Source organism: Brevundimonas sp. TWP1-3 (assembly GCF_049896085.1).
Taxonomy (GTDB): domain Bacteria; phylum Pseudomonadota; class Alphaproteobacteria; order Caulobacterales; family Caulobacteraceae; genus Brevundimonas.
The window spans coordinates 1,576,653-1,599,591 of sequence record NZ_JAFCTP010000001.1; the positions used below are offsets into that span (position 1 = coordinate 1,576,653).

At 66.4% G+C, this 22,939-nt stretch carries 19 protein-coding genes and 2 pseudogenes; 13 read left to right on the forward strand and 8 right to left on the reverse strand.

The window, feature by feature from the left end:
- Positions 1 to 32: 32 nt before the first annotated feature.
- Entirely contained in the window at positions 33 to 302 is a 270-nt protein-coding gene (locus tag ACP693_RS07860; RefSeq protein ID WP_426017672.1) for a LuxR C-terminal-related transcriptional regulator, read from the reverse strand.
- 84 nt (positions 303 to 386) lie between these two features.
- Entirely contained in the window at positions 387 to 869 is a 483-nt protein-coding gene (locus tag ACP693_RS07865; protein ID WP_114816366.1) for a helix-turn-helix domain-containing protein, read from the reverse strand.
- A 265-nt stretch (positions 870 to 1,134) separates the two neighbouring features.
- Between ACP693_RS07865 and ACP693_RS07870 the strand changes: the two genes are divergently transcribed.
- The 4 genes from ACP693_RS07870 (at position 1,135) to ACP693_RS07885 (ending at position 4,489) form a co-directional block, all read left to right on the forward strand.
- Complete coding sequence (locus ACP693_RS07870) at positions 1,135 to 1,731, forward strand: GntR family transcriptional regulator (RefSeq protein ID WP_426017670.1); 597 nt, start codon at positions 1,135 to 1,137, stop codon at positions 1,729 to 1,731.
- A gap of 90 nt (positions 1,732 to 1,821) precedes the next feature.
- On the forward strand, positions 1,822 to 2,055 hold the full coding sequence (locus ACP693_RS07875; RefSeq protein WP_114816364.1) for a hypothetical protein: 234 nt from the start codon (positions 1,822 to 1,824) through the stop codon (positions 2,053 to 2,055).
- A 53-nt stretch (positions 2,056 to 2,108) separates the two neighbouring features.
- Positions 2,109 to 2,732, forward strand: coding sequence for a lasso peptide biosynthesis B2 protein (locus ACP693_RS07880; protein WP_426017668.1), 624 nt, complete (start codon positions 2,109 to 2,111; stop codon positions 2,730 to 2,732).
- A complete protein-coding gene (locus ACP693_RS07885; RefSeq protein ID WP_134581271.1) occupies positions 2,729 to 4,489 on the forward strand; it encodes an asparagine synthase C-terminal domain-containing protein in 1,761 nt (586 codons plus the stop codon). The genes ACP693_RS07880 and ACP693_RS07885 overlap by 4 nt, the downstream gene beginning before the upstream one ends.
- 18 nt (positions 4,490 to 4,507) lie before the next feature.
- Here ACP693_RS07885 and ACP693_RS07890 read toward each other — a convergent pair.
- The 4 genes and pseudogenes from ACP693_RS07890 to ACP693_RS07905 form a co-directional block, all read right to left on the reverse strand.
- Positions 4,508 to 6,805, reverse strand: a pseudogene (locus ACP693_RS07890) (prolyl oligopeptidase family serine peptidase); the annotation flags it as partial.
- Positions 6,805 to 9,759 (reverse strand): TonB-dependent receptor domain-containing protein, encoded by a 2,955-nt coding sequence (locus ACP693_RS07895; RefSeq protein ID WP_426017665.1) that lies wholly within the window; start codon positions 9,757 to 9,759, stop codon positions 6,805 to 6,807. The pseudogene ACP693_RS07890 and the gene ACP693_RS07895, both read right to left, overlap by 1 nt.
- A 71-nt stretch (positions 9,760 to 9,830) precedes the next feature.
- Complete coding sequence (locus tag ACP693_RS07900) at positions 9,831 to 10,826, reverse strand: FecR family protein (protein WP_426017663.1); 996 nt, start codon at positions 10,824 to 10,826, stop codon at positions 9,831 to 9,833.
- A gap of 10 nt (positions 10,827 to 10,836) precedes the next feature.
- Positions 10,837 to 11,328: an RNA polymerase sigma factor gene (locus ACP693_RS07905; RefSeq protein ID WP_008261235.1), complete on the reverse strand. Its 492-nt coding sequence runs from the start codon at positions 11,326 to 11,328 to the stop codon at positions 10,837 to 10,839.
- Positions 11,329 to 11,838: 510 nt separating this feature from the next.
- Between ACP693_RS07905 and ACP693_RS07910 the strand changes: the two genes are divergently transcribed.
- The 9 genes and pseudogenes from ACP693_RS07910 to ACP693_RS07950 all read left to right on the forward strand — a co-directional run.
- A complete protein-coding gene (locus ACP693_RS07910; protein ID WP_083793413.1) occupies positions 11,839 to 12,078 on the forward strand; it encodes a helix-turn-helix domain-containing protein in 240 nt (79 codons plus the stop codon).
- Between the two features lie 73 nt (positions 12,079 to 12,151).
- Positions 12,152 to 12,559, forward strand: coding sequence for a nuclear transport factor 2 family protein (locus ACP693_RS07915; protein ID WP_232216215.1), 408 nt, complete (start codon positions 12,152 to 12,154; stop codon positions 12,557 to 12,559).
- A 316-nt stretch (positions 12,560 to 12,875) separates the two neighbouring features.
- Positions 12,876 to 13,844 carry an arsenic resistance protein gene (locus ACP693_RS07920; RefSeq protein ID WP_008260487.1) on the forward strand — a complete coding sequence of 323 codons (969 nt, stop codon included), beginning with the start codon at positions 12,876 to 12,878 and terminating at the stop codon, positions 13,842 to 13,844.
- Between the two features lie 52 nt (positions 13,845 to 13,896).
- Complete coding sequence (locus ACP693_RS07925; protein ID WP_008264065.1) at positions 13,897 to 14,232, forward strand: ArsR/SmtB family transcription factor; 336 nt, start codon at positions 13,897 to 13,899, stop codon at positions 14,230 to 14,232.
- Positions 14,233 to 14,239: 7 nt separating this feature from the next.
- Complete coding sequence (gene arsC / locus ACP693_RS07930) at positions 14,240 to 14,665, forward strand: arsenate reductase (glutaredoxin) (protein WP_426017660.1); 426 nt, start codon at positions 14,240 to 14,242, stop codon at positions 14,663 to 14,665.
- Positions 14,662 to 15,747 carry an ACR3 family arsenite efflux transporter gene (gene arsB, locus ACP693_RS07935; protein ID WP_426017658.1) on the forward strand — a complete coding sequence of 362 codons (1,086 nt, stop codon included), beginning with the start codon at positions 14,662 to 14,664 and terminating at the stop codon, positions 15,745 to 15,747. The genes arsC and arsB overlap by 4 nt, the downstream gene beginning before the upstream one ends.
- The gene (locus ACP693_RS07940; protein WP_008264023.1) at positions 15,747 to 16,163 is read left to right on the forward strand and encodes a GNAT family N-acetyltransferase; all 417 of its coding nucleotides are present in this window, start codon (positions 15,747 to 15,749) and stop codon (positions 16,161 to 16,163) included. The genes arsB and ACP693_RS07940 overlap by 1 nt, the downstream gene beginning before the upstream one ends.
- Entirely contained in the window at positions 16,163 to 16,918 is a 756-nt protein-coding gene (gene arsH / locus ACP693_RS07945) for an arsenical resistance protein ArsH (protein WP_426017656.1), read from the forward strand. Before ACP693_RS07940 ends, arsH begins: the two co-directional genes overlap by 1 nt.
- A gap of 245 nt (positions 16,919 to 17,163) precedes the next feature.
- A pseudogene (locus tag ACP693_RS07950) lies at positions 17,164 to 19,208 on the forward strand (NAD(+) synthase); the annotation flags it as partial.
- Positions 19,209 to 19,406: 198 nt separating this feature from the next.
- Here the strand turns inward: ACP693_RS07950 and ACP693_RS07955 are convergent.
- Both ACP693_RS07955 and lpdA read right to left on the reverse strand, forming a co-directional pair.
- The gene (locus ACP693_RS07955; RefSeq protein WP_153923204.1) at positions 19,407 to 21,344 is read right to left on the reverse strand and encodes a cytochrome c/FTR1 family iron permease; all 1,938 of its coding nucleotides are present in this window, start codon (positions 21,342 to 21,344) and stop codon (positions 19,407 to 19,409) included.
- A gap of 137 nt (positions 21,345 to 21,481) precedes the next feature.
- Positions 21,482 to 22,894: a dihydrolipoyl dehydrogenase gene (gene lpdA, locus ACP693_RS07960; RefSeq protein WP_008259848.1), complete on the reverse strand. Its 1,413-nt coding sequence runs from the start codon at positions 22,892 to 22,894 to the stop codon at positions 21,482 to 21,484.
- Positions 22,895 to 22,939 lie beyond the last annotated feature (45 nt).

The following is a 22,939-nucleotide window of genomic DNA, read 5'->3' on the forward strand; positions in this document are numbered from 1 at the left end:
CCCAATCGATCCGTCAGGGCGCCACCGCAGACCTACGGGGCGAAGGTGCGCCGCTCGCTTTCGCGGCGGTCGTCCCCGACAAGCCGGGCTACGGCCTGGACGCGGGTTCTGACACCCAGCGTCCTGCAGGCGAGCAGGATATGATCATCGACCGTGCGGGAGGAGAGGCTGAGGCGACGTCCGATCTCGCGGGACGGTAGGCCTTGGGCGGCGAGGCGCAGACAGTCTGACTGCCGTTCAGACAGGCGGGCTGCGAGCGCGAGACGACCTCCACCGGACGATCTGGAAAGCGACTGGTTCATGGGACTCAAGCCAGACCCGGTTTCGAACTTGCGGCAATACCGCAAAGTTCACGCAGCGAACTTACGGTGTGAGACGAACCCCGGTCACTCGTCCTCGTCCTTCGAGGGCGTGACCAGCCGTCCGATCCGCTCATCGAGCCAGGCCTTGGCCGCGTCATCACGTCTCACGGCCTGCATCCCAAGGTCCTTCAGGGTGCGCGTGAAGGCGTTGATGATCGAGCGCGTGTCGAGTTCCATGATCGCATCGCCCACGTCCTCGTCGAACTCCTGTGTGACAACCCGCAGCGCGAGCATCGCCTTGTTATCCGCGCAGCGAACGGCGAACTCAGGGGAGCCGAGCGCCATACAGTCGATGATGGCGTAGGGATCACTGTCCGTGGCCTCGGCGAACCGATGGATCCGCTCGAGATTGATCTTTCCCTTCCCGGCCTCGAAGTGTTCGTACGACCGCTTGGCCATGCCCATGGCGTCGGCCACTTCGGCGGGCTTCATCCGTCGATGCAGGCGGATCAACCGCAGGGCCGCAGCCAGGATTTCGTTCTGAGAGCGGGGACGATCGCTTTCCATCAGCTCGGCTGCCTCGGGTTGTGGAGGGCAACGCGGTTCTCGACGCCGTACTCCCGGTGGTTGAAAAATGCGTCAGTTGAGCATCAAATGGAAGACGGGAAGCTCACGGTGTCCCGAGTCTTGCGGAAAGTGCGCAAAGAACATGCAGTTCTCGAATGGAAACTAAAAAACGCATTGCCGCTACTGGTCAGTTCGCGGCTTTCCGCGCTTCGTACGGTCGCTCCGGAAGCGCGGCTTCGCGCGGGGCGCCGGGAACCGTATCCTGATGCGCGAACGCGATCAGTTCGCGGTCGCCCACAGCGCCCTTGCTGGTTATGCCGCAGCGGGTCGGTTCGGTTGGGGGCGTCCTCTGGTCGCAACCAGTCTTGCGAACGAACTCGGTCTCAGTCCAACGCCTGTACGCGAGGCGCTGGCCCACCTCGCTGGCGAGGGCATTATCGAGCATCGGCCAGGACGAGGCTACTTCGCCCCGAGCCTCACCGCCTCTGATATCATTGGCCTTTACGAGCTTCATCACCAGTTTCTGCGGTGGGGCTCCGAAGAGGGCTTTGCGCCCCAAGCGCCGACGGCGGACCCGCCGACGGATCCGGTCCTGCGGGTCGAGCTCGTGTTCGATCAGCTCGCGCAGCATGGGGGGAACAGCGCCGTCTTCGAAGCCTATCGGCGGGTCTCTGCGCAGCTCAGACCGATCCGCAGGGTTGAAGCGGTCCTGCAGAATACTGGATTGGACATCGCGCTCGAAATTGAACGCCTCCGGTCAGAGGGCGGGAGCGGGGAGTTGGCGGCTGCGCTCGACGAGTATCATAAGGGTCGCTTCGCCCTTTCTTCGGCCCTGGAGAAGATGATGCGTCAGTCTGTGTGAAGTATATTCCAAATATAGTTTGAAAATACGACAGCGTACGCGCCTCCTGACGGCGTCGGGCAATCCCGTCCGGCATAGGAGGCAATCACCATGCTGAAGAACCTGACGCGTCTGATCTCCCTGGGGTCGGCCGCCCATCACACCCGCGCCGAAGTCGGCGTCGAGAAGCCCGAACTGAATCCGATCCAGTATTACGACGAGGCCGGATCGGGCCTGCTCCGGCTCGGCTCCGCCGCGGACCAGACTCGGGCGGACTCGCCGGACGGCGAGTTCGAGCTGATCCCGGTCCAGCGTTGGACCATGACTGGCGTGCGTTTCCACTGAACGAAGGGACGTCGGCCCGTCAGGGGCCGGCGTCCTCATCAGGGCGATCTCTCATGATGTTTCTGAAGACCGGCGTGCATGCGGCCGTCATCGACACGGCGCTCGTGATCCTGGATCTCGAGGCCGACAACTATTTCTGTCTGCCAAGCGGCGGCGAGACCGTCGTGCGCCGATCTGACGGCGGAGCTGAAGTCCTGGGCGGTTCGACGCGAGACACCCTCCAGGCGGCGGGACTGCTTCAAGCCCAAGCGCCACCGTTGGTGCGAGCGCTGCCGGCGAAACCCGCGCGGACCGTTATCCACGACCCCGCCGCCGTATCATGGCGCGATATCTACGCGGGCCTCGCCGCCGCGCTCGCGGTGCGGAAGATCCCGGCCGGGTCCGGGATCACCGCCTATTTCTCTGAACCCCCGCTACGACCTGCGGCCGAGCCGGATGTGCAGCGCGCTGCGACGGTGTTCTGGCGACTGCAGCCCTGGCTCCCGATCGAGGGTGAATGCCTCGTTCGGTCGGCTTTGCTCGTTCAGGCCCTGCATCGGCAGGGTCTCCGCGCCGACTGGGTGTTCGGGGTGAGGCTCTTTCCATTCATGGCGCATTGTTGGGTTCAGTTGGGTGACACCTGCCTGAATGATGATGTCGAACGCCTGTCTGCCTACCAGCCCCTGCTGTGCCGATGACGCCCGCTGTCGATGCGCGGGCTTACCTTCTGATCGACAGCAGCCACGCGACGCCAGCCGATCGGGATCGCCTCGATCAAGTCCGCCGGGACCTTCTGGCAGCGGGTTGGCGATCGGCTCTTGTTGTTGACCACATCGAAGTCTTCCTGGGACCCAACGCGACCGTGGCCGTGCGGCAGGTCCATCGCCGCCACATCCAGATCGGAACGTGGCGACCGAGCGACCGATCCTTGTCCTCGATCATTGGCACGAGCCGAACAGCAGGGAGCCTGGGATCGGAGGTCGTCCGATCCGGTTGGGGACGCTATATTCTGGCTTGGCGCGACGACGAAAGCCGTCTCGTTCTTATTCGAGACCCAAGCGGCGCCATCGATTGCGTGTGGTGGCGCAGCGGGGGGCTGAGACTGGCGTCCGATCAGCCTCCAGAGGTTGCGGATGCTCTCCTGCCACCGGAGATCGCGATCGATTGGGAGGTATTGGCGACGCTGTCGAACGATCCCGGACTGCTCAGCGACCGACCTCCGCTCCGAGGCCTGAACGTCGTCACGCCCGGAGATATGGTTCTTCTCGGCGACACCATGGAGCGCCATGCCCTCTGGCGTCCGTCCCGCTTTGTCGGGACCGCGTTTGACGACAGCCCTGACGCACTTCGCACCCTCGTGGATCAGGTGGTGGCCGTCTCTCTCGCACCCCATGAGCGCATCCAGGGAGAGATTTCCGGCGGGCTCGATTCCGCCATCGTTTCGGGAAGCGTCGCGGCCGCGGGGCTGGGCCCGCGGGCGCGCTTCGTCAACTATTTCGCTGATTGGAGCGAGGGTGATGAACGAGCTTACGCACTGGCGGCGGCCGAGAAATCAGGACTGCGCCTCGAGGCGGCCAGAAAGCCGGTTGCAGCCATCACCGAAGCGCTTCTGCGCCCGCTGGGTGAAGGCATTCGCCCCGCACTGCATGGCGTCGACGTGGCCTATGATCGCGACGTCGCCCGACGCCTGCGGCAGGGGCGCGCCACCGCCCTCGTGACGGGGCAGGGCGGGGACGCAGTCTTCTATCAGGCGCCAGAGCCCCGCATCGTGGTGGACCGCCGGCGCCGCGAAGGGCTGGCCGGGTTCCGCCCGCGCTACTGGGGCGAAATGGCCAGGTGGACCCGCCATTCCGCCTGGACGCTTGCGCGTCTGGCCCTTTGGCCTCCGCCCCGAAAGCCTTCGGCCGCGCCGCTCCATCCCTGGCTGGGGGATGCCGCAGATCTTCCGCCGGGGAAGTATGGACAGGTGCACCGTCTCGCCAACTGCCAGCTTTTCTGGAGCGATTGTTTGCGCGCGAGGGCCGCCGACCTGATCCATCCCCTGCTCAGTCAGCCCGTAATGGAGCACTGCCTCGCGATCCCCGCCGATCGCCTGACGTTGGGTCCGAGAGACCGCGGCCTTGCGCGCAAAGCCTTCGCGGGCCGTTTACCGCCGTCCATCGCCCAGCGTCGTGACAAGGGTGATCTGGGCCGGTTCTACGGACACGTCGTCCAGCGCAGCCTTCCGGACCTGCGTCCCCTTCTGATGGACGGGCTGATGGTCGAGCATCGATTGTTCGATCGGGTGGAGCTCGGTCGGGATCTGGAGCCTGAACGTCTCTTATGGAGTCCCGGCGCCAACCGGCCCTTGCTGCTCGGGGTGCTCGAGGTCTGGGCGCAGCGCTGGACGCAGCGGCTCGAGGCGCGCTGGCGGACCGAGATATCGAGCCAGCCAATCCAGGATGCGCGCGTGTAGGTCCCTCACATTGCCGGGGCTCTCATAGACATGACCCTCGCCATAGTAGGTCACCAAGGCCGCTTCGCGGTTCAGTCGATAGAGTGCGCTGAACAGCGCGCCCATACGGGCGTTCTCCTGATCGCCCTCAGCGAGAAGCGTGGGGGTTCTCAGACGTTCGACGCTGAAGAGAGGGCTCTGGGCGACGTAGTTCTCCGGGGAGGTTGAGAAGGCGCCGAACCGCCCTTGGCCCGTCTCGCCCCAGCCGGCCATCTGTCCGACCGGAACGCCCTCGTCCGGGGACACGCGGAAGAAGGGCGGCAGTTCCATCGAGCGCGTCAGCTCCGGGTAGCCGCTGGTGGCGATCACGGCCTTGAAGCGGTCCGACTGGGTCGCAGCGCGCAGGCTCGAATAGGCGCCGTAACTGTGGCCGGTCACGGCGACCCGGTCCGGATCGATCAGTCCCCGACGGCCGGCTTCGTCAACGATGGCGAAGATGCGCTCAGCGAGATCGTCCATTCGAGGTCCGGACGCTGGGTGGGGCAGATTGGCGATGAGAACGGCATAGCCTGCCCCGGCGATCACCGATGGATTGTTTTGCGGATTCCTGGACCCGGGCAGGATCGTCGCCGGCGGCGCCGACAGAGCTCTGCCGGGATAGATCTGGACCACGACAGGCGGGCGCTCGCCAACCGGCATGTTTGGAGGAAGCAGGAGCCAGCTCGTCAGGGACTGACCCTCCGGTCCCAAGTGAGCGACGGGCTCGACGCGACCCCAGTCGATGTCACGCCACGCGGCGTTGACGGTCGTCAGCGTCTGGACCTCACCCAACGTATGAAGGCGTACGGTGGTGACGCCGCGTTCGTCCAGGCCGGTCGTCACGATCCCGGACGGGAGCACCGCCAGAGGACGCTCACCCTCTGGAATGGGAGAAACACAGACCGGAGGCGACGGCGCCGCGGTGTGGATACAGGCCCCGTCAATAACCTTTCCCTGCCCAAGAAGAACGGGATCGGGGTTCCATTGCGCGGGATTGGCGCCGTCGGACATCTGCCCTAGGTCCACCAGCCGGCCCGAAACAGCCTTGGCCCCGTTGAGGGCGTAGAGCCCGTCGCGGCGCTGAATTACGGTCTGGCCCTCGAAGCGGGCGATCCGTTCACCGGACTCCTTGACCGGGAAGCGGGCCCCGTCATCCCGTCGCCAATGGCGGTTCTGATCGGTTTCGCCGACCTGTATCAGGGGCCGCGCACCGTCCCAGCTTCCCAGAGGGATGGCGACGCCGTCCCAGGTCCTCTGCAGCCAGGGACGGTCCGTGCCCGTGTCGAGCCTTGTGGCCCGTCCGTCGCGACCGATGAGCCAGTAGCGACCGCCCTCATCAAAGTCCGCCGATGCGGATGGGCGGCCGTAGGCGAGCAGGCGCGAGGAATCGGGGGCCCAGGACATCAGATACATGGCGAGGTCCTCGTCCGGCAGCGGATCGGCCACAGCGCCGCTGTCGAGATCAATCACCGCGAGACGTCGGCGACGAATGGGATCCCCGACCAGGAGGGGGCGATCCGGGGTGGGCTGGATGTCCTCGGCGTTGCGAAGGGCGGCGAGACGGCGTCCATCCGGCGACAGCGCCAGATCGAACCATTCGCCCTGCGCCAGAACCCGCTGGCTGCCGGTCTGGGCGTTGACGAGGATAAGGCTGGAGGGCAGGGCTTGAGCGCGAGCATCGCGCGTCGCGCCACTGGGGATGTAAACGCCGCTCGAGGCATGACCGGAGGCCGCGTTCCGCCAAAGGCTTTCAATCCTGTCCTGGGTTTGGAACCCGACCCGCATCTGGATCGGGAAATCGTCAAGCGGCCGAGCAATGACGGCGACTTCGGTCTCTGATCTCCAGGCGATGGATCGCCCGAACTGGCTCTGTTCCGGCGTGATCGAGAGCCACTGAACGGCGCCGCTCGCCAAGGTGAGGATACCCAGTCGGTAGGTGGCCTCGGTGACTTTGACCACCACCATCCGCGCGCCGCTCGGCGAGAAGGGGCCCGCGAGATAACCGACGTCGTGACCCGCCGCTGCAAACCGCCGTGGCGGCGACCCTTTGTCCGCCGCGTGGATCTCCAGTTCGGTCAACAGCGCGTAGGTCATGGTCTGGAAGCGATAGGTCGCAGCCTGGTCGTGGGCGGCCTGTCGCTCCACGACCACCCAGCGTCCATCGGGGCTGGCCCGGACCTGACCGACACCCTCCCGTTTAATCAGATCCTCCACTCCGAACCGATGGGTCTGAGCGGACGCCGGACAGACTCCGGCCAGGCTCGCCGCGAGGGCAAGCATCAACGGAAGCTGTCGCATCACCAGGCCTTGGTCAGCTGCAGCGAGATGAACCGGCCGAGCACGTTCGCGTTGGCCGCGTCGTAGGCGATCCCCTCCGGGGCGTCGTAGAATGGCGGATCGCGGTCAAAGAGATTCTGGACGGTCAGCGACACGGCGGTTCCGTCGAGCAAACCCCCGGCCGGTGCGAAGCGCACCAACACGTCGGCTGTGGACCAGGAGCCGATACGGCGACCGGTGAGGTCCGCATAATCCCCCACGTGGTTGAGCGAGGGCGACACCGTCCAGGGGCCGCGGGACCCGCTCGCCGACGCTCGTCCCCGCAGGCCGACCGGGAAGTTGGGGCGATCAAGCTGGGACACCGTCGGTGAGGTCGGTGTTGGCTGGGCGTCGAAACGCTCCAGCCAGGTCAGGTTAACGTCGAGATCGAAGGCGTTGCCCGCGAGATTGAAGCCGTAGCCGGCTGAGAGATCGAGGCCCTCCACCTGTACTTTGGCGGTGTTCACATAGCGGGCGTCCACGATCGCCCCATAGGAGGTCGCGGGGAACAGGTCGCGCAGGTTAGTGGTCGGCAGATCCAGAATGGCCTGGACGGCTGCGCGATCAGCGGCGTTGTTCACCGGATCAAGGGTGCGAACAAACGGGGCCAGCGAAGGGTCGGAAAGGGCCGTGAGAATACTTTCGAGCGCGGGTTGACCGATGCGGTTGTCGAAGTCGGTCCGGAAGATGTTTGCGCCCAGTCTCAAACCAGGCAACCCAGTGGGCTTGATCTCAAAGCCCGCAGTCCATGTGTCCGCTTCCTCGGGCTCGAGGTTGGGATTGCCGCCGTAGAGGATCATCGACAGAATCTGCAGCGATCCACGCGGTAGAATGGATGGACTGGCGCTCGCCGCGTCGTTCAGTTCGCGCAGGGCAGGGGCCCGGAAGGAGCGACCGTAGTTTGCCCGGAGGAGGAGGCCTTCGGTCGGCTCCCACAGGACGCCGGCTTTCGGGCTCGTCGTCTGGCCGATGTCACCATAATCTTCGAAGCGCGCCGCCAACGACAGTTCCAGCCGGTGAAGGCCGGGAAGGGCGTTGGTCTCGCCGAACAAGGGGACACGCAACTCCGCAAAGGCAGCGCTGACATCGCGTTCGGTTTTCGTGCGAGCCCCGACGGTCGGAGCGGCGCCCGAGGAGAAGTTGGTGACCTGACGTTCGAAGGTTTCTCTACGGAAGTTCAGCCCGGCTGCGAGCCGAAGCGGCCCTCCGGGCAGCGTCATGACTGTGCCGCCGATCTGCAGATTGGCAGAGAGATTTCTGGTCTGGCTTTGGTTTCGGGTGTAGCCGGCGCTGATGAAGTCCAGGATGGTCGCGCTGTTGGACGCGCCGCTTCCGAAGGGGTTGAAAAAGCCGTCGCGCGCCGTGCTGAAGGAGGTGGCGGGGCTGTCCGCAACCGCGCCGAGGGCTTCACGCAGATTGGTCGACTGCAAGGCGCCGTCGGAACCGGTATGGGCCTCTTCGGTGCTGTACGAGACGTAGGACTCGAGCCGCCAGTCGCCAAAAAGGTCAGCCGTCCCGCCCAGACTCGCGCCGAGGGATTCGACTTCGCCGAAGACTTTGGGAGGCGCGATCTCGCCCTGGAAGGAATAGGCGATCGTGTGCGAGCTGGCTCCGGTCGGTGACGCAAAATACGGGTTGGCTCGGGTGACTGTCAGCAGGGTGCTGATCGCCGTCGAGACCGTTTCATACTCGCGCATGCCCCACCGAGCATCGCCACTGATCTCGAAGCGATCGCCGAAAGACTGGCGGGCGGCGGCATAGGCGCTTTGGCGAGTCTGGCGGGGCAGGATGTTGCTCGTCGCCCTGAAGTTCTCGAGATTGGTCTGCCCGAGGCGGAAGTCGGCCGGGAGCAGGCCCACCCCATTTTGGCCATCGGGGATGCTGTACCGGGGAATGTAGCTGCCGGTCGCGGGGTCAAGAACGACGATGTTGCCGGGATTGCTGTAGAAGGAGCGTCGGTCGCTTCCGCCGAGCCAGCGGTGGTCCGCATCGCCAGCTCGCCGACGCTCGGATCCGGCCAGGGCCTCACGGTCGTAGTATTCGTAGGTCAGCATCGCCGAGCCGGTCGACCACTGCCGTCCCAGAACCTGAGCGACCTGATATTCGCCGCTCGCGCCGTCGGAGGTGTTTCCGACCCTCACCCGGGTCTCGGCGCCATCATAGTCGTCTCTGAGGATGATATTCACGACGCCGCCGACAGCGTCGGCGCCGTAAAGGGCGGAGGCTCCGTCCAACAGGATATCGACGCGCTCGACTGCGGCGGTGGGGATTGTCGAGACATCGACGAAGTCGCCTTTGGCCCCCGTACCCGCGAGCCTGCGTCCATTGATGAGGACGAGCGTGGCGTCACTGCCCAGACCGCGTAGGTTGACGCCATTGGCGTATGTCGAGTTCGTGCCGGAGCGATCGCCGCCGTTTCCCAGTGCGCCTTCGTTCGCCGTGCCGCCGAAATTCTGCGGCAAGCTCGCGAGCAGTTGGGCCACGGTTGCGCGGCCATTCCGATCCATCTCGTCCCGGGTCACCGTAACGACTGGCGAGGGGCCGTCGGCGACCCCCCGGATGAGGCTTCCCGTGACGACAACATCCTCAATCTCGACAGCCTCATCTGTCGCGTCCGCCCTTGCGTCCGGATCGTAGACAACCAGGGTATTGGGACTCGTGCGCCGCGCGCGCAGGCCCGTGCCCTGCAGTAGCGTGGTCAGCGCCTGATCGGTCCGCAGCGCGCCGCTGACGCCCGCAGACTGACGGCCGGCTACGAGGTCTGTGGAATAGAGGATTTGCTCGCCGCTCTGCGTGGCGAACAGCGGAAGAGCGGTTTGTAGCGGGCCCGCCGGGACCCGGAACTGGACGGCAGGGGATTGCGCCTGGGCGACGACAGGCATTGCCGCCGCGACAGCGAGTGCTCCGAATGCAGACGAACAAAGACCGATACGCATAATAATCCCCCGAAATGGATATCCGCACAGACGCGGTTCGGGGAAGAGACGAAGGGGCGTGGCAAAACCCCTCAGCGCACGCTCGCATTTTTCGCGGGGGCGTCACGAATGACGATCTGACCGGAAGCCGTGCGGTCGGCGACGACCGGATAGAGCTCGGTCAGCGCGGACACGAAGCCCTCGACATCGCCCGTGTTGAAAGCGCCGCTGACAGCGATATCGGCGATGGCGGGCGCATCCAGGACGACCTTGGACGCGGTGTAGCGATTGACCTCGGCCACAGCGGCTTCGACGGTGTCGCCGGCGAAGATGAGGCGGCCGGATGTCCAGCTGGTCTCCGACGCCGCATCCACCGACCGGACGGCTGGACGAGGCGAGGCGGTGACAATCTGCTGGCCCGGGGCGAGGGACCACCGCGGCGTGGCTTGCCCCCGGTCTACGACATCGACCTTGCCTTCGACGAGCGTCACCTGCGCGCCGCCGCCCGCGCGGCGGACGTCAAACCGGGTTCCTACGGCGGTGACGTCGGTCGCGCCGGCGCGAACAACGAAGGGGCGGGCGGGATCGCCCTCCACATCGAAGAAGGCCTGGCCGCTCGCCAGCTCTACAGCACGGCGACGGCCGGTGAGCCTGACGGTGATGCGAGACTCGGTGTCCAGGGTAACCTTTGACCCATCGGCCAGGACGACGATCCGCCGTTCGCCCAGCCCGGTTTCATAGGACAGAGGACGGGCAGACCACATTGTCACGCCGACAACCACTGCGGCGACGGCCGCCACGGCGCCGATCGGTATAAGGCCTTTGGCGAGGCGGCCCTGCAGTTTGCGCGAGGCGTCGGCGCGTGCGCGGGCCCCTGCAGTCAAGGCGGCGATATCGGCGTCGCCCTTGAGGCTCCCGGCCGCCTCCCACATCGTTTCGATCCGGGCATAGGCTTCCGCGTTCGCAGGGGTGCGGCGCCATTGACTGAAAGCAGTGATGTCCGAAGCCGCCACCCGCTTCTGGTTGAGGGTGGCGAACCACGACGCGGCCTCGCGTCGTCTTACGTCCAGGTCATTATCGGCAGTCATCGTTCGTGCCTTAGACGTCCAGTTGGGCCATGCAGTGCTCAACAGCCTTGGCCATCCGCCGTTCAACCGTAGCCAGGCTGATCCCGTGGGCCAGAGCAATCTCCGGATATGTCATACCGTCAAACCGGCTCAAGACGAAGACGTCCCGATACAGCGGCGGCATGGTCAGGAGAACCTGCTTGAGGTGCAGCCGGTCGACAGGCGCGTCGACCGCTGTGACCCATATTGGAATCGCCCCCTGCATCGCCCGGTCCCGGAGGGCCATCCGACGCCGTTCATCGCGAACGAGGTTGAGGGCCACGCGAAGGAGCAGAGCCTTGGGGTGACGGATGTCTTCGATGAGATAGGGAGCTAGGCGAAGGTAGGTTTCCTGCACCACATCGGCGGCTTCATCGACGCCCACACGTCCGCGCAGGCGCTTTCCAAGCCACCCCGAATAGCGTCGGTAAAGCCCGTTCAGGCTCGCCGCAGCGTCCGGGTTCATCTCCTTCACATCGCTCACGGCGGCCTCCAGCCGGTTTTCAGGAGGCAGGAATCCGAGAGCGCGCCCGCCACGACCGGGCGCACACAGGGGTGCGCCGCGGTCACCAGCGGACGGACGCCGCGCGTCGAGGCGCGGTCGTAAAGATTGAGCTTCGCACAGGGGATTCCCGGCCCCTGTCGACGCAAGCGCCGACGGCCGACAATGAATCAAAGCGAGTCCCGGTGCAAGGCGGAGGGGTCGGGCGAGGAATCCTCTGCGAAGAGGCCCGCTACTTCAGGGCGAAACGCCGCCTCCGCCACTGACGGACCCCGGCTCAAGTTGCGCCCGTATCTGACGGCGCCCGACGCCGGACTGTGTAAGCGGTCGCCAAAGCAGGGGCAATCAGTCTCTGGCGTTGGCTTTGATCCTAAGGGGCGGCGGGTCCGACGTCGATTCTCCGCAACTTTCTTGCGGAGAATGCGCAACTCCCCTGTGTTGCTCGTGGCTGCTGGTCCGTTCAGCCTTCACCGGTCAATCGCGAGTGAAATCATGGCTCCGAACCTCCAACCGAATGTCGGCTCTCGAGTTTTCGCCTTGAGCCCGCGAGAGCTGGAGTGCCTGTTGTGGGTCAGTCGCGGCAAGAGTTCGGGAGATATCGGCGCCATCCTCGGATTGTCGCCGCGCACGGTCGACAGCTACCTTGAGAAGGTGTGCTCGAAGCTGCGCGTGCGCACCCGGATAGAGGCCGTCGCGGTCGCGGTGGGGGCCGGGGTTATCGAACCGGAGTGACATCGTTGGTCACACGCGATACGCGAGTTTTTCGCTGAGAATCGGATCATGATTGCGCGCCTGAACGGTGATCATGTCGCTTATGCCCGGAGACGTCGTCCAAGCTTTCGCCGGGGAGATCGCATCACGCGATGTGCGTCGCCTCGAATCCTATCTGTCGGAGCAGGTCGCGGCCCAGTTCGACATCGCGGGCGAACTCGTCGGACGTACAGCGCTTCTCGGCTTCTGGCGTCGGCTCTTCCAAAGCTATTCGCTGTTCGAACTTCACATTCTCAAGTCCGTCACCCAGGGCGAGCTGGTCATCGCCGAAAGCCTCTATCTGCTGGCCGCGAACCGTGGCCTCGTCATGAACGTCCGCGCCATCAATGTTTTCGAGGTTGAGAAGGGCGTGATCACTCGGTGGCGCGATCACGCCGATCTGGCCGAGGTGCCTCTGGCGGAGAAGGATCGATGGCGCCGCCTCAGCGTCGCCCGTTGGTGAGGAGGGGAGGGGGCGGGCCGGGAACTTCTGTGTGAAGCTCGACGTCTTCACCCGTGATCGCCGCCGACGCAGAACGTCCCCTGGCTCAAGATCAAAGGCTATCCGGTCAAGGCCCGCCGGGGCCCATCTTAGCCGGAGTAGGAACCAAGCCAAACCCTCAAGTGCGGTGCGCGCGCCAGAGCTTACGGGCGTGCGCCGACGCCGCTCGAACGCCGCCAGTTGTTCGGTCCACCCTCTTGCCGCGGAACGCAGGACGAGGCTTGACAGCCGGGGCGGTCGCGCCCGTTAGGGGTGCAGTGCGAAGTCAGGATCCGGGATGAACACGTCTGAACTTCGCGACGGCCTCGAAGCCCGACAGGTCTGGATCTATTTCGCCGCCGTGATCGTCGCGACGGCCATCGGGTTCCTGATACCGCGCACGGAAGTGCTGGAATCAGCGATCAATCCGGCGCTGGCCTTGATGCTGTTCGTCACCTTCCTGCAGGTGCCGGTCGCCGCCCTCGGCCGGGCGCTTCAGGAGTTGCGGTTCCTGGGCGCCTTGCTGGCGGTGAACTTCATCGCTGTGCCCCTGTTCGTCCTGGGCCTGATGCAGTTCCTGCCGGCCGATCCCCTGATCCGTCTCGGCGTGCTGATGGTGCTGCTCTGTCCCTGCATCGACTATGTCGTGACCTTCGCTCATCTGGGTCGTGCGGACGCCCGGTTGCTCCTAGCCTCGACACCGATGCTGCTGATCGCCCAGATGGTGCTCTTGCCCATCTATCTGCGTCTGTTCCTCGGCGCCGAGGCGGCGGCCTATGTGCAGCCAGGTCCGTTCATCCACGCCTTCGTCTGGCTGATCGCCATCCCGTTCGTTCTGGCGGCGCTGGTCCAGACCTGGGCGGCCCGCAGCAAAATGGGCGAGCGAGTCTCGTCTGGTCTCGGCCTGGCGCCGGTGCCGGCCACGGCCTTGGTGCTCTTCATCGTCGTCGCCGCGGTCATGCCGCAACTCGGACAGACCCTCGACCGGACCCTGAGTGTCGTGCCGGTCTATGTCGCCTTCTCCGTGCTGGCGCCGCTCATCGGATGGGCCGTCTCGAGGCTCGCACGGCTGACGCCGGAAGCCGGCCGCGCCGTCGCCTTTAGCGCTGGGACCCGCAACTCGCTCGTGGTCCTGCCGCTGGCCCTGGTCGTGCCCGGCGCCATCCCCCTGGTCCCGGCCATTATCGTCACCCAGACTCTGATCGAGCTCTTGGCGGAGTTGGTTTACATCCGTGGCATCCACAGGCTGGGACGTCGGTCAGCCTGATCAAAAGAAAGCGAGAGCTTGATCGCTTCCATAGTTCGACTAATTCGGAACTATGGAAACGGAAGCCTCGATTCTCGCTCTCGCCGCCTTGGCGCAGTCTACGCGGCTGGAGGCGTTTCGTCTCCTCGTGCGCCACGAACCCGGCGGTTTGCCGGCCGGTGAGATCTCGAACCATCTGGCCATCCCGGCCAATACACTGTCGTCCCATCTCGGCGTTCTGACCCGCGCGGGGCTGATCAGGTCGGAGCGGCGCAGCCGCTCGATCATTTACCGGGCCGACCTGGACCGGTTCCGCGAGCTGGTCCTGTTCCTGCTTAAGGACTGCTGCGAGGGGAGGGCGGACCTGTGTCAGCCCTTACTGGCCGAACTCGCACCCTGCCGCCCCTGAGGATCCCATGGACGTCGTCATCTATCACAACCCCGCCTGCGGGACGTCGCGCAACGCGCTTGAGCTGATCCGCCATGTCGGCATGGAGCCGCACGTCGTCGAGTATCTGAAGACCCCGCCGTCGCGGGCCATGATCGCCTGGCTGGCCGAACGCACCAGCGCGCCGCTGCGCGACCTGTTACGCGAAAAGGGCACGCCCTTCGCCGAGCTGGGCCTCGGGGACCCGGGCCTGACGGACGATCAACTGCTCGACGCGATCGAGGCCCATCCGATTCTTCTCAACCGCCCGATCGTCGTCAGTCCCATGGGCGTTCGACTCTGCCGGCCATCGGAGGCCGTGCTAGATCTTCTGCCCGCCGATGATCTCAAGCCCTTCACCAAGGAGGACGGCGAGGTCGTCGTCGACGCCGCCGGCCAGCGGGTGAAGCGATGATCGATACCCCGGTGGCGGACGCCTCGCCGCGTCGCCTGTCCTTCCTCGACCGCTGGCTGACACTGTGGATCTTCGTGGCCATGGGTCTCGGCGTGGCTCTGGGGACGCTGGCGCCGGACCTGCCCGCCTGGGTCAATAGCTTCTCGATCGGCACGACCAACATCCCAATCGCCATCGGTCTCATCTTGATGATGTACCCGCCGCTGGCCAAGGTTCGGTACGAGGAACTGCCGCGTGTCTTCGCCGACAAGCGGGTGCTGGCCCTGTCGCTGTTCCAGAATTGGGTGTTGGGCCCGGTGCTGATGTTCGCGCTGGCGGTGATCTTTCTGCGCGATCAGCCGGAATACATGACCGGCGTCATCCTGATCGGACTGGCGCGCTGCATCGCCATGGTGCTGGTGTGGAACCAGCTGGCGCGGGGCGATAACCAGTATGTCGCCGGTCTCGTCGCCTTCAACTCGATCTTCCAGATCCTGTTCTTCAGCCTCTACGCCTGGATCTTCCTCACCGTCCTGCCGCCCCTGTTCGGCCTGCAGGGCAGTGTGGTGGACGTCAGCGTCTGGACCATCGCCGGGGCGGTCCTGGTCTACCTCGGTCTTCCCTTCCTGGCCGGCTTCCTGACCCGTCGCAGCCTGATCGCCCGCCGGGGCGCCGATTGGTACGAGCGGCGCTTTCTGCCGCGCATCGGACCGATCACCCTGATCGCCCTGCTGTTCACCATCGTGGTCATGTTCAGCCTCAAGGGCGGGGAGGTGGTGGCCCTGCCGCTGGACGCCCTGCGCATCGCCATTCCGCTGACGATCTACTTCCTTGTGATGTTCGTGGTCAGCTTCCTCATGGGCAAGCTGATCGAGACCGACTATCCGCGCACCACCGCCCTGGCCTTCACCGCGGCCTCGAACAATTTCGAACTGGCCATTGCCGTCGCCATCGCGGCCTTCGGCCTGACCTCGCCGGTCGCCTTTGCGGCCGTCATCGGTCCCTTGGTCGAGGTGCCGGTGCTGATCCTGCTGGTGTCGGTCGCGCTGTGGATGGGACGCCGCTGGTTCCCGGATACGGCTCCGCCGGCGGACGCGGCCTGATGGTCGTCCTGCATCTCCTGGACGCGGATGACGTCGGCCTGATCGCGGCCCTGCGCGGCGCGGGTCTGCCCGAGCCTGGCGCTGGTCGATACTTCGCCGCCCACGAACACGGCGGCATCGCCGGCTATGTCGGCCTGGAAGGGGAGGGGCAGGATCTCCTGCTGCGCTCCTTGGTCGTGCTCGCCGACCTGAAGGCCCAAGGGATCGGGAGCCGCATACTGACCGCCGTCGAGGCCATGGCGAGCGATCTGCGTAGCGAACGGCTTCACCTGCTCACCACGACGGCCGAGCTTTTCTTCGCCCGGCACGGCTTCGTCGTCGCCGATCGGGCGTCTGCACCGCCCGCGATCCGGCGAACCCGCGAGTTCGCGGACGTCTGCCCGGCGTCGGCCGCCTATCTGATCAAGGACCTCTGATGACCCTCGCCCGCTTGCGTTCGCTGCCGGATCCGGATCACCTGCCGGCTCTGGACGCGGCCTATCTGTCCGCCGACCCCGCCCGTGGATTGGGCCCGACCGACCCGGCGCCGCGGATCCTTCTCTTGTACGGCTCGCTGCGCGAGCGGTCGTATTCGCGGCTCTGCGTCGAGGAGGCGGCCCGTCTGCTGCAGCGGATGGGATGCGAGACCCGCATCTTCGACCCCTCCGACCTGCCCCTGCCGGGCGCGCCCGGCGACGACGACCACCCGGCGGTGCGCGAGTTGCGCGAGCACGCCTTCTGGTCGGAGGGCATGGTCTGGTGCAGTCCGGAACGGCATGGCCAGGTCTCCGGCCTGATGAAGCTGCAGATCGACCATCTGCCGCTCAGCCTGGGCGGCCTGCGCCCGACCCAGGGCCGCACCCTGGCGGTGATGCAGGTGTCGGGCGGGTCGCAGAGCTTCAACGCCGTCAACACCCTGCGCCTGCTGGGCCGCTGGATGCGGATGATCACCATCCCCAACCAGTCCAGCGTGGCCAAGGCCTTCCAGGAGTTCGACGAGGCCGGCCGGATGAAGCCCTCGGCCTACTATGAGCGGATCGTCGATGTGATGGAGGAATTGGTGCGCTTCACCATCCTCACCCGGCCGCACGCGGCCCAGCTGGTGGACCGCTATTCCGAGCGCAAGGCGGCCGGGATTCCCCTCGACGCCGCCTCCGATCTGTCGGGGATCGTCATCGCGCGCCAGGCGTGACCTCCCCTCGACCACGCGAACATGCCTCGCATTCCTCCCGCCTTAATACGGACCTTGACGCCATGGCCGCGGCGGCCGCCGAGCATCGCGATGGCCGTAACTCGCCAGAAGTGGCGAAAGGCTATTCTCCGGGTGACGTTCTCATCCTGACGAACCTCCAGGCCCTTGCCGCGCTTAGCAAGGGGGACCAGGCGCGGGCCGTCCGGCCGAGAACAGTAATGCCCGAAGCGGAATAGGAGCAGGACGTGCCTCGCAACGCAGCCGATTTCCTGTCGATTTACCAGCAAGGCTTCGTGAGGGTCGCTGCGTGCCGTCCCGTTTGCAGGATCGCGGATCCGGCGTTCAATCTGGAGCAGACCCTGAGGCTCGCCCGTGAGGGGAACGAGGCCGGGACCGCGTTGATGGTTTTCCCGGAGCTCGGCCTGTCGGGCTATTCCATCGACGACCTGTTTCTGCAGCGGGCGTTGCTGGACGAGGTCGAGCGGCAACTCGTGAACCTCGTGGCCGAAAGCCGCGATCTCCACCCGGTCATACTGGTCGGCGCGCCCCTCCGTCGTGAGGGACGGCTGTACAATTGTGCGGTGGCTATCCACCGGGGGCGGATCCTTGGCGTGGTGCCAAAGGGCCATCTGCCCAACTACCGCGAGTTCTATGAAAAGCGATGGTTCGCCTCCGGGCGGGATGTGGAAGGCGAGATTACGATCGGGGGCCAGACCGCTCCATTCGGAATGGATCTGCTGTTCCAGGCCGACGATGTCGACGGCCTGATCTTTCATGTCGAAATTTGCGAGGATGTTTGGGCGCCCGCGCCGCCCAGCGACTTCGCCGCGCTCGCCGGCGCGCTGATTCTGACGAACCTGTCCGCAAGCAATATCGTTGTCGGAAAGGCGGACACGCGGCGAAGACTCTGCGAGCTGCAGTCCGGCCGCTGTTGGGCGGCCTACATCTACTCCGCGGCCGGCTATGGAGAATCGACGACCGACCTGGCCTGGGACGGACAGGCCTGCATCTACGAGCTGGGGGCGCAGCTCGCGGAGACGGAGCGCTTCAGCCTGGGGTCCCAGATGGCCGTCGCGGACATAGACGTGGAACGGCTGCAGCTGGAACGTATGCGGACCGGCACCTTTAACGAGGCCGCGATCGCCAACGGGATGCCCGACCGGCGCTTTCGCCGGGTGACCTTCCATCTTGATCCGCCAGTTCGCAACCTCGGCCTGCAACGACGCATCGACCGTTTTCCCTTTGTGCCCAACGATCCCTCCCGTCTCGACCAGATTGCTACGAGGCGTTCAACATACAGGTGAGCGGGCTGGCCAAGAGGCTTGAGGCGACCGGAACAGCCAAGATCTGCATCGGCGTGTCCGGAGGCCTGGATTCAGCGCACGCCTTGATCGTCGCGGCCAAGGTCTTCGATCTGCTTGGGCGTCCACGCACGGACATTCTCGGGTTCACAATGCCCGGCTTCGGCACGAGCGCGAGGACCAAGTCTAACGCCTACGCCTTGATGAACGGGCTCGGCGTGACCGTCGAGGAAATCGACATCAAGCCGCTCGCCCAGCAGATGCTGCAGGACTTGCGCCATCCGTTCGCGAGGGGCGAACCTGTGTACGACACGACGTTCGAGAATGTGCAGGCCGGGCTCCGGACAGACCTCCTGTTCAGGGCCGCCAATCAGCGGAACGGCATGGTGCTCGGCACCGGCAACATGTCCGAGCTCGCGCTCGGCTGGTGCACCTACGGCGTCGGCGACCAGATGAGCCACTACAACGTCAACGGCTCCCTCCCGAAAACCCTCATTCAACACCTGGTCCGTTGGACAGCGGCGAACCGCCTGTTCGACCCCGCGGTGTCCGACGTCCTGCTCGCCATCCTGGCGACAACGATTTCGCCGGAGCTCATCCCGCAGACGGCCGAGGGCGAGTCGCAGAGCACCGAAGGCAAGATCGGCCCCTACGAGCTCCACGACTTCTGGATCTACTATCTCACCCGGTTCGGGCTTCGGCCCTCCAAGATCGCCTTCCTGGCCTTGCACGCCTGGCGGGACACTGCCGCCGGGCACTGGCCGCCGGGCTTTCCGGACGAGCAAAAGCGGGCCTACCCCATCGGGGCCATTCGCAGCTGGCTGGAGGTGTTCCTGCAGCGCTTCTTCGCCAATCAGTTCAAGCGCTCGGCCCTGCCGAACGGACCCAAGGTCACGACAGGCGGTTCTCTGTCGCCGCGGGGCGACTGGCGCATGCCCTCGGACGCTCATGGCCAGGTCTGGATCGACGAGCTGCATCGCAACGTGCCGGAGGTTCTTGATCCCGCAAGCGACGACATTCCAACGAAAGAGCCCGATGTGCTGCCCGCCGGAGGCAAACCCATCGTCCGATAAGACCGTCTCCCCGGCCTGCGGACTCCGGGGGCGGAGGGCGGTTTCAGAACCGGAAGCCGGCGCCTGCCCATGCGGCCCCCGGCGGGGCGGAAGTTCGCTGAAGGGCTGGCGGCCCTAGCCGATGTCCGCCGGCCGCGCGCCCTTCGGTGCCGCATGCCGGGAGAAGCCGACCACGAGGATAGCGATCGTCAGCAGCTGAACGGCGACGCCTTCGACCGTCGGGTAGAGGCCGAGGATCTCGATACGGGGGATCCAGGCCAGCGGATGGACGTCGAGCCAGCCCGCCTCCTGCAGCGCCGCCACCCCCTTCCCGACGAGGACAACCGACAGGATGGCCATAAGGATCGAGCTCAGGGAGAAGAACCGGCCGATCGGCAGGCGCTTGCTGTAGGCCAGCAGGGCCCAGGCAACCACGGCCAGGATGACCACCGCCGTCAGGGCGCCGGCCAGCATGCCGAGGTGGCCGCCCTGGCTCCAGATCGCCGCATAGAACAGGATGGTCTCGAACACCTCCCGGTAGACCACCACGAAGGACAGCAGGAATAGGAACCAGGCCGACCGTTTCGACAGCGCATGGGAGAGCTTGTCGCGGATATAGGTCTGCCAGGCGTCGGCGTGCGACTTACCGTGCATCCAGATGCCCACCGAGACGAGCACGACGGCGGCCAGAAGCGAACCGAACCCTTCGGTCAGTTCCCGGCTGGCGCCGCTGATGGAGATGAAGAAGGTCGCGGCCGCCCAGGTAGCCCCGCCGGCGACCAGCGCGGCGACCCAGCCGCCGTGGACGTAGCGCAGCACCTCGGGCCGTTCGGCCTTCCTGAGGAAGGCGATCATCGCCACCACGATGAGCAGGGCCTCTAGGCCTTCGCGCAGCAGGATGGTGAAGGCGCCGAGGAAGCTGGCGAGATTGTCCGCCTCCTGGGGCGCGAGGGCCCGCTCGGCCGTGTCCAGCAGGGCGTTCGCACGAGCGACCCGACCGGCGACCTCCTGGGCGGGCGCACCCCGGCTGATAGAGACGCGCAGCTCGGTCATGGCGGTCTCGACCCGGCGCAGCAGGGCGCTGTCCCGGGCGCCGAGGGCCGGCTCGATCGGCTCGACGCCGTCGAGGTAGGCGGACAGCGCCGCGTCGGTGGCGGCCTTGCGATCGCCCCGTCGATAGGCGGCCTCGCTCTCCGCCAGGCGCGTCCGCGCCAGGGTCAGCGTCGATCCGGCCGGGCGCGCCGCGGCCTCGGGATGACGTCGCAGATAGGCGGTCAGGGCCCGCGCCCGGGGTTCGCCGAGGCGGGTGGCCAGCTCGGCCGGCGTGGTCTGGGTGAGGGCGGCCAGGTCGGGAAAGGCCGCGCGGACCGCCGGATCGCCGTCCCACAGGCGCTTGCCCTCGGCGGCTTCGGCGTCGGTGAAGGCGAAGCGGCCGACATAGAAGGCCAGCGCCCAGCGGTCCTCGGCCGGCAGGTGCGAGAAGCTGGCCATCGCCGTGCCCTCCAGCCCCTGGTCGATCACCTGATACAGCCCGAAGACGCTGCGCTGGCGCGCGCGCTCCACGTCGGCGAAGGCGATCGCCGGCGGATCGAGCCCTTCGGCGCCGGGGCCGTCGGCGCGCCCGGTCACGCCGTGGCAGACCGCGCACTGCTCGGCGTAGAGGGCGGCGCCGCGGGCCAGGTCGGGCGGGAACGAGGGCGCCAGCGGGCTCGGATAGGCCGTCAGCACCGCGCCGGCCAGGGCCTTGGCCCGGGCGCCGACGACGGCCGGATCCGCCTTGTCCCGGATGGCCGCCTGCAGGCCCTCTGCGTCGCGCATCAGGGCGGCCTTGGCCGGGTTGGCCGGCAGGGCGTCCAGACGCGTCCGGATCTGGGTGCTGAACTCGATCATCTCGCCGTATTCGGCCGGATTGACGATCTCGCCGTCGGCCACTGCGCCGGCGTAGTCGACCGCCACATAATCCAGCAGCCGCCAGGCGACCTGGGCCTCCGAGGCGGACGGCGCCTGGGCGAGGGCCGGGGCGGCCAACCCTAGGGCGAACAGCAGGGTGAGCAGACGGAGCAGAGGACGCATGGGAGACCTAGTTGTGAGCGGCTCGCAATAGCATTCAAGCGACGCCGCTGTCGCGTCTAAACTGCGGACGCGCCCGGGCCCGCAGAGGCGGCCGCGATCGCGGCTGCCGTCGGGTCAGACTTCGTAACGCGCGGCCGTCAGAGGTGGATCGTGCGCTCGGCTACCGCCAGGCAGGCTTCGCGCAGGGCTTCCGGCAGGGTCGGATGGGCGTGGCTTGTCCGCGCCAGATCCTCGGCCGCCGCGCCGAACTGCATGGCGGCGACCGCTTCATGGATCAACCCGCCGGCCTCAGGGCCCAGGATGTGCACGCCGAGGATCTTGTCCGTCGCGGCGTCGGCCAGAACCTTGACCAGACCGTTCTTCTCCAGACGCGCCTTGGCCATGGCGTTGGCGGAGAAGGGGAAGCGCCCCACGCGGTAGGCCACGCCGGCCGCCTTGAGGTCGTCCTCGGTGCGGCCGACCGAAGCCAGTTCCGGCCAGGTATAGACGACCGCCGGAATCGTTCCGTAGTCCACATGGCCCGCGCCCCCCGCCAGGCGTTCGGCCAGGGCGATCCCTTCCTCCTCCGCCTTGTGGGCCAGCATGGCGCCGCCGATGACGTCGCCGATGGCGTAGACCCCGTCGGCGCTGGTCCGGAACCCTTCGTCCACCGGAATAAAGCCCCTGCGGTCGGGCGCAATGCCGACCGTTTCCAGATCGAGCCTGGCGGTTGCGGGCCGTCGGCCGATGGAGACCAGCACGACATCGGCCTTGATGGTTCCTCGCGCGCCATCGCCCATGGGCTCGACGTCGAGGACGACGTCGTCGCCCTCCATCCGCGATCCGACCACCTTATGCCCAAGGCAGAACTGGAAGCCCTGGGCCTCGAGCACCTTGTGCAGCGCCGCCGACATCTCCGAGTCGACGCCGGAGGCGATCCGGTCGAGCACCTCGATGACCGTGACCTCGCTGCCGAGCCGACGCCAGACCGACCCCAGCTCCAGTCCGACGTAGCCGCCGCCGATCACCGCCAGATGGCGCGGCGCCGCCGTCAGGCTCAGGGCGCCGGCGGAGGTGACGATTCGCCGCTCGTCGATGGGCAGGTCGGGCAAGGTCGCCGCTTCCGATCCGCTGGCGATGACCACCGCCTTGCTGGCCTGCACCTCGAAAGCGCCGTCCGCGGCGCGCACCTCCACCCGGTCGCGCGCCAGCAGCCGCCCGCGGCCCTGGAAGCGGGCGACCTTGTGCTTGCGCAGGAGGTAGGCGACCCCTTCGCCAAGCTCGGTCACCACCTTGCCCTTGTGCCGCATGACACCGTCAAGATCGGCCCGCACATTGTCTACCATGACGCCGAACGCTTCGAGATTGCGCGCCATCTCCAGCCGCTCGGTGGCCTGGAGCAGCGCCTTGGACGGAATGCACCCGATGTTCAGGCAGGTCCCCCCGAGCAGTTCGCGGTCGTCGATGACCGCCACCGACAGGCCGAGCTGGCTCGCCCGGATCGCACACGGGTATCCGCCCGGCCCGCCGCCGATGATCACCAGGTCGTAGGAGGTCGTCGAACGGCTCATGGCGTCAGCCTTTGCTGCGAGTGGATGGGAGAGAAGGGCCCCGGC

Coding starts and splice junctions, on each gene's coding strand:
- ACP693_RS07880 (WP_426017668.1), top strand. CDS start 2,109: ATGATGTTTCTGAAGACCGGCGTGCATGCGGCCGTCATCGACACGGCG.
- ACP693_RS07910 (WP_083793413.1), top strand. CDS start 11,839: ATGGCTCCGAACCTCCAACCGAATGTCGGCTCTCGAGTTTTCGCCTTG.
- ACP693_RS07875 (WP_114816364.1), top strand. CDS start 1,822: ATGCTGAAGAACCTGACGCGTCTGATCTCCCTGGGGTCGGCCGCCCAT.
- arsH (WP_426017656.1), top strand. CDS start 16,163: ATGACCCTCGCCCGCTTGCGTTCGCTGCCGGATCCGGATCACCTGCCG.
- ACP693_RS07860 (WP_426017672.1), bottom strand. CDS start 302: ATGAACCAGTCGCTTTCCAGATCGTCCGGTGGAGGTCGTCTCGCGCTC.
- arsC (WP_426017660.1), top strand. CDS start 14,240: ATGGACGTCGTCATCTATCACAACCCCGCCTGCGGGACGTCGCGCAAC.
- ACP693_RS07940 (WP_008264023.1), top strand. CDS start 15,747: ATGGTCGTCCTGCATCTCCTGGACGCGGATGACGTCGGCCTGATCGCG.
- ACP693_RS07920 (WP_008260487.1), top strand. CDS start 12,876: ATGAACACGTCTGAACTTCGCGACGGCCTCGAAGCCCGACAGGTCTGG.
- ACP693_RS07925 (WP_008264065.1), top strand. CDS start 13,897: ATGGAAACGGAAGCCTCGATTCTCGCTCTCGCCGCCTTGGCGCAGTCT.
- ACP693_RS07885 (WP_134581271.1), top strand. CDS start 2,729: ATGACGCCCGCTGTCGATGCGCGGGCTTACCTTCTGATCGACAGCAGC.
- ACP693_RS07870 (WP_426017670.1), top strand. CDS start 1,135: ATGCGCGAACGCGATCAGTTCGCGGTCGCCCACAGCGCCCTTGCTGGT.
- arsB (WP_426017658.1), top strand. CDS start 14,662: ATGATCGATACCCCGGTGGCGGACGCCTCGCCGCGTCGCCTGTCCTTC.
- lpdA (WP_008259848.1), bottom strand. CDS start 22,894: ATGAGCCGTTCGACGACCTCCTACGACCTGGTGATCATCGGCGGCGGG.
- ACP693_RS07900 (WP_426017663.1), bottom strand. CDS start 10,826: ATGACTGCCGATAATGACCTGGACGTAAGACGACGCGAGGCCGCGTCG.
- ACP693_RS07915 (WP_232216215.1), top strand. CDS start 12,152: ATGTCGCTTATGCCCGGAGACGTCGTCCAAGCTTTCGCCGGGGAGATC.
- ACP693_RS07955 (WP_153923204.1), bottom strand. CDS start 21,344: ATGCGTCCTCTGCTCCGTCTGCTCACCCTGCTGTTCGCCCTAGGGTTG.
- ACP693_RS07865 (WP_114816366.1), bottom strand. CDS start 869: ATGGAAAGCGATCGTCCCCGCTCTCAGAACGAAATCCTGGCTGCGGCC.
- ACP693_RS07895 (WP_426017665.1), bottom strand. CDS start 9,759: ATGCGTATCGGTCTTTGTTCGTCTGCATTCGGAGCACTCGCTGTCGCG.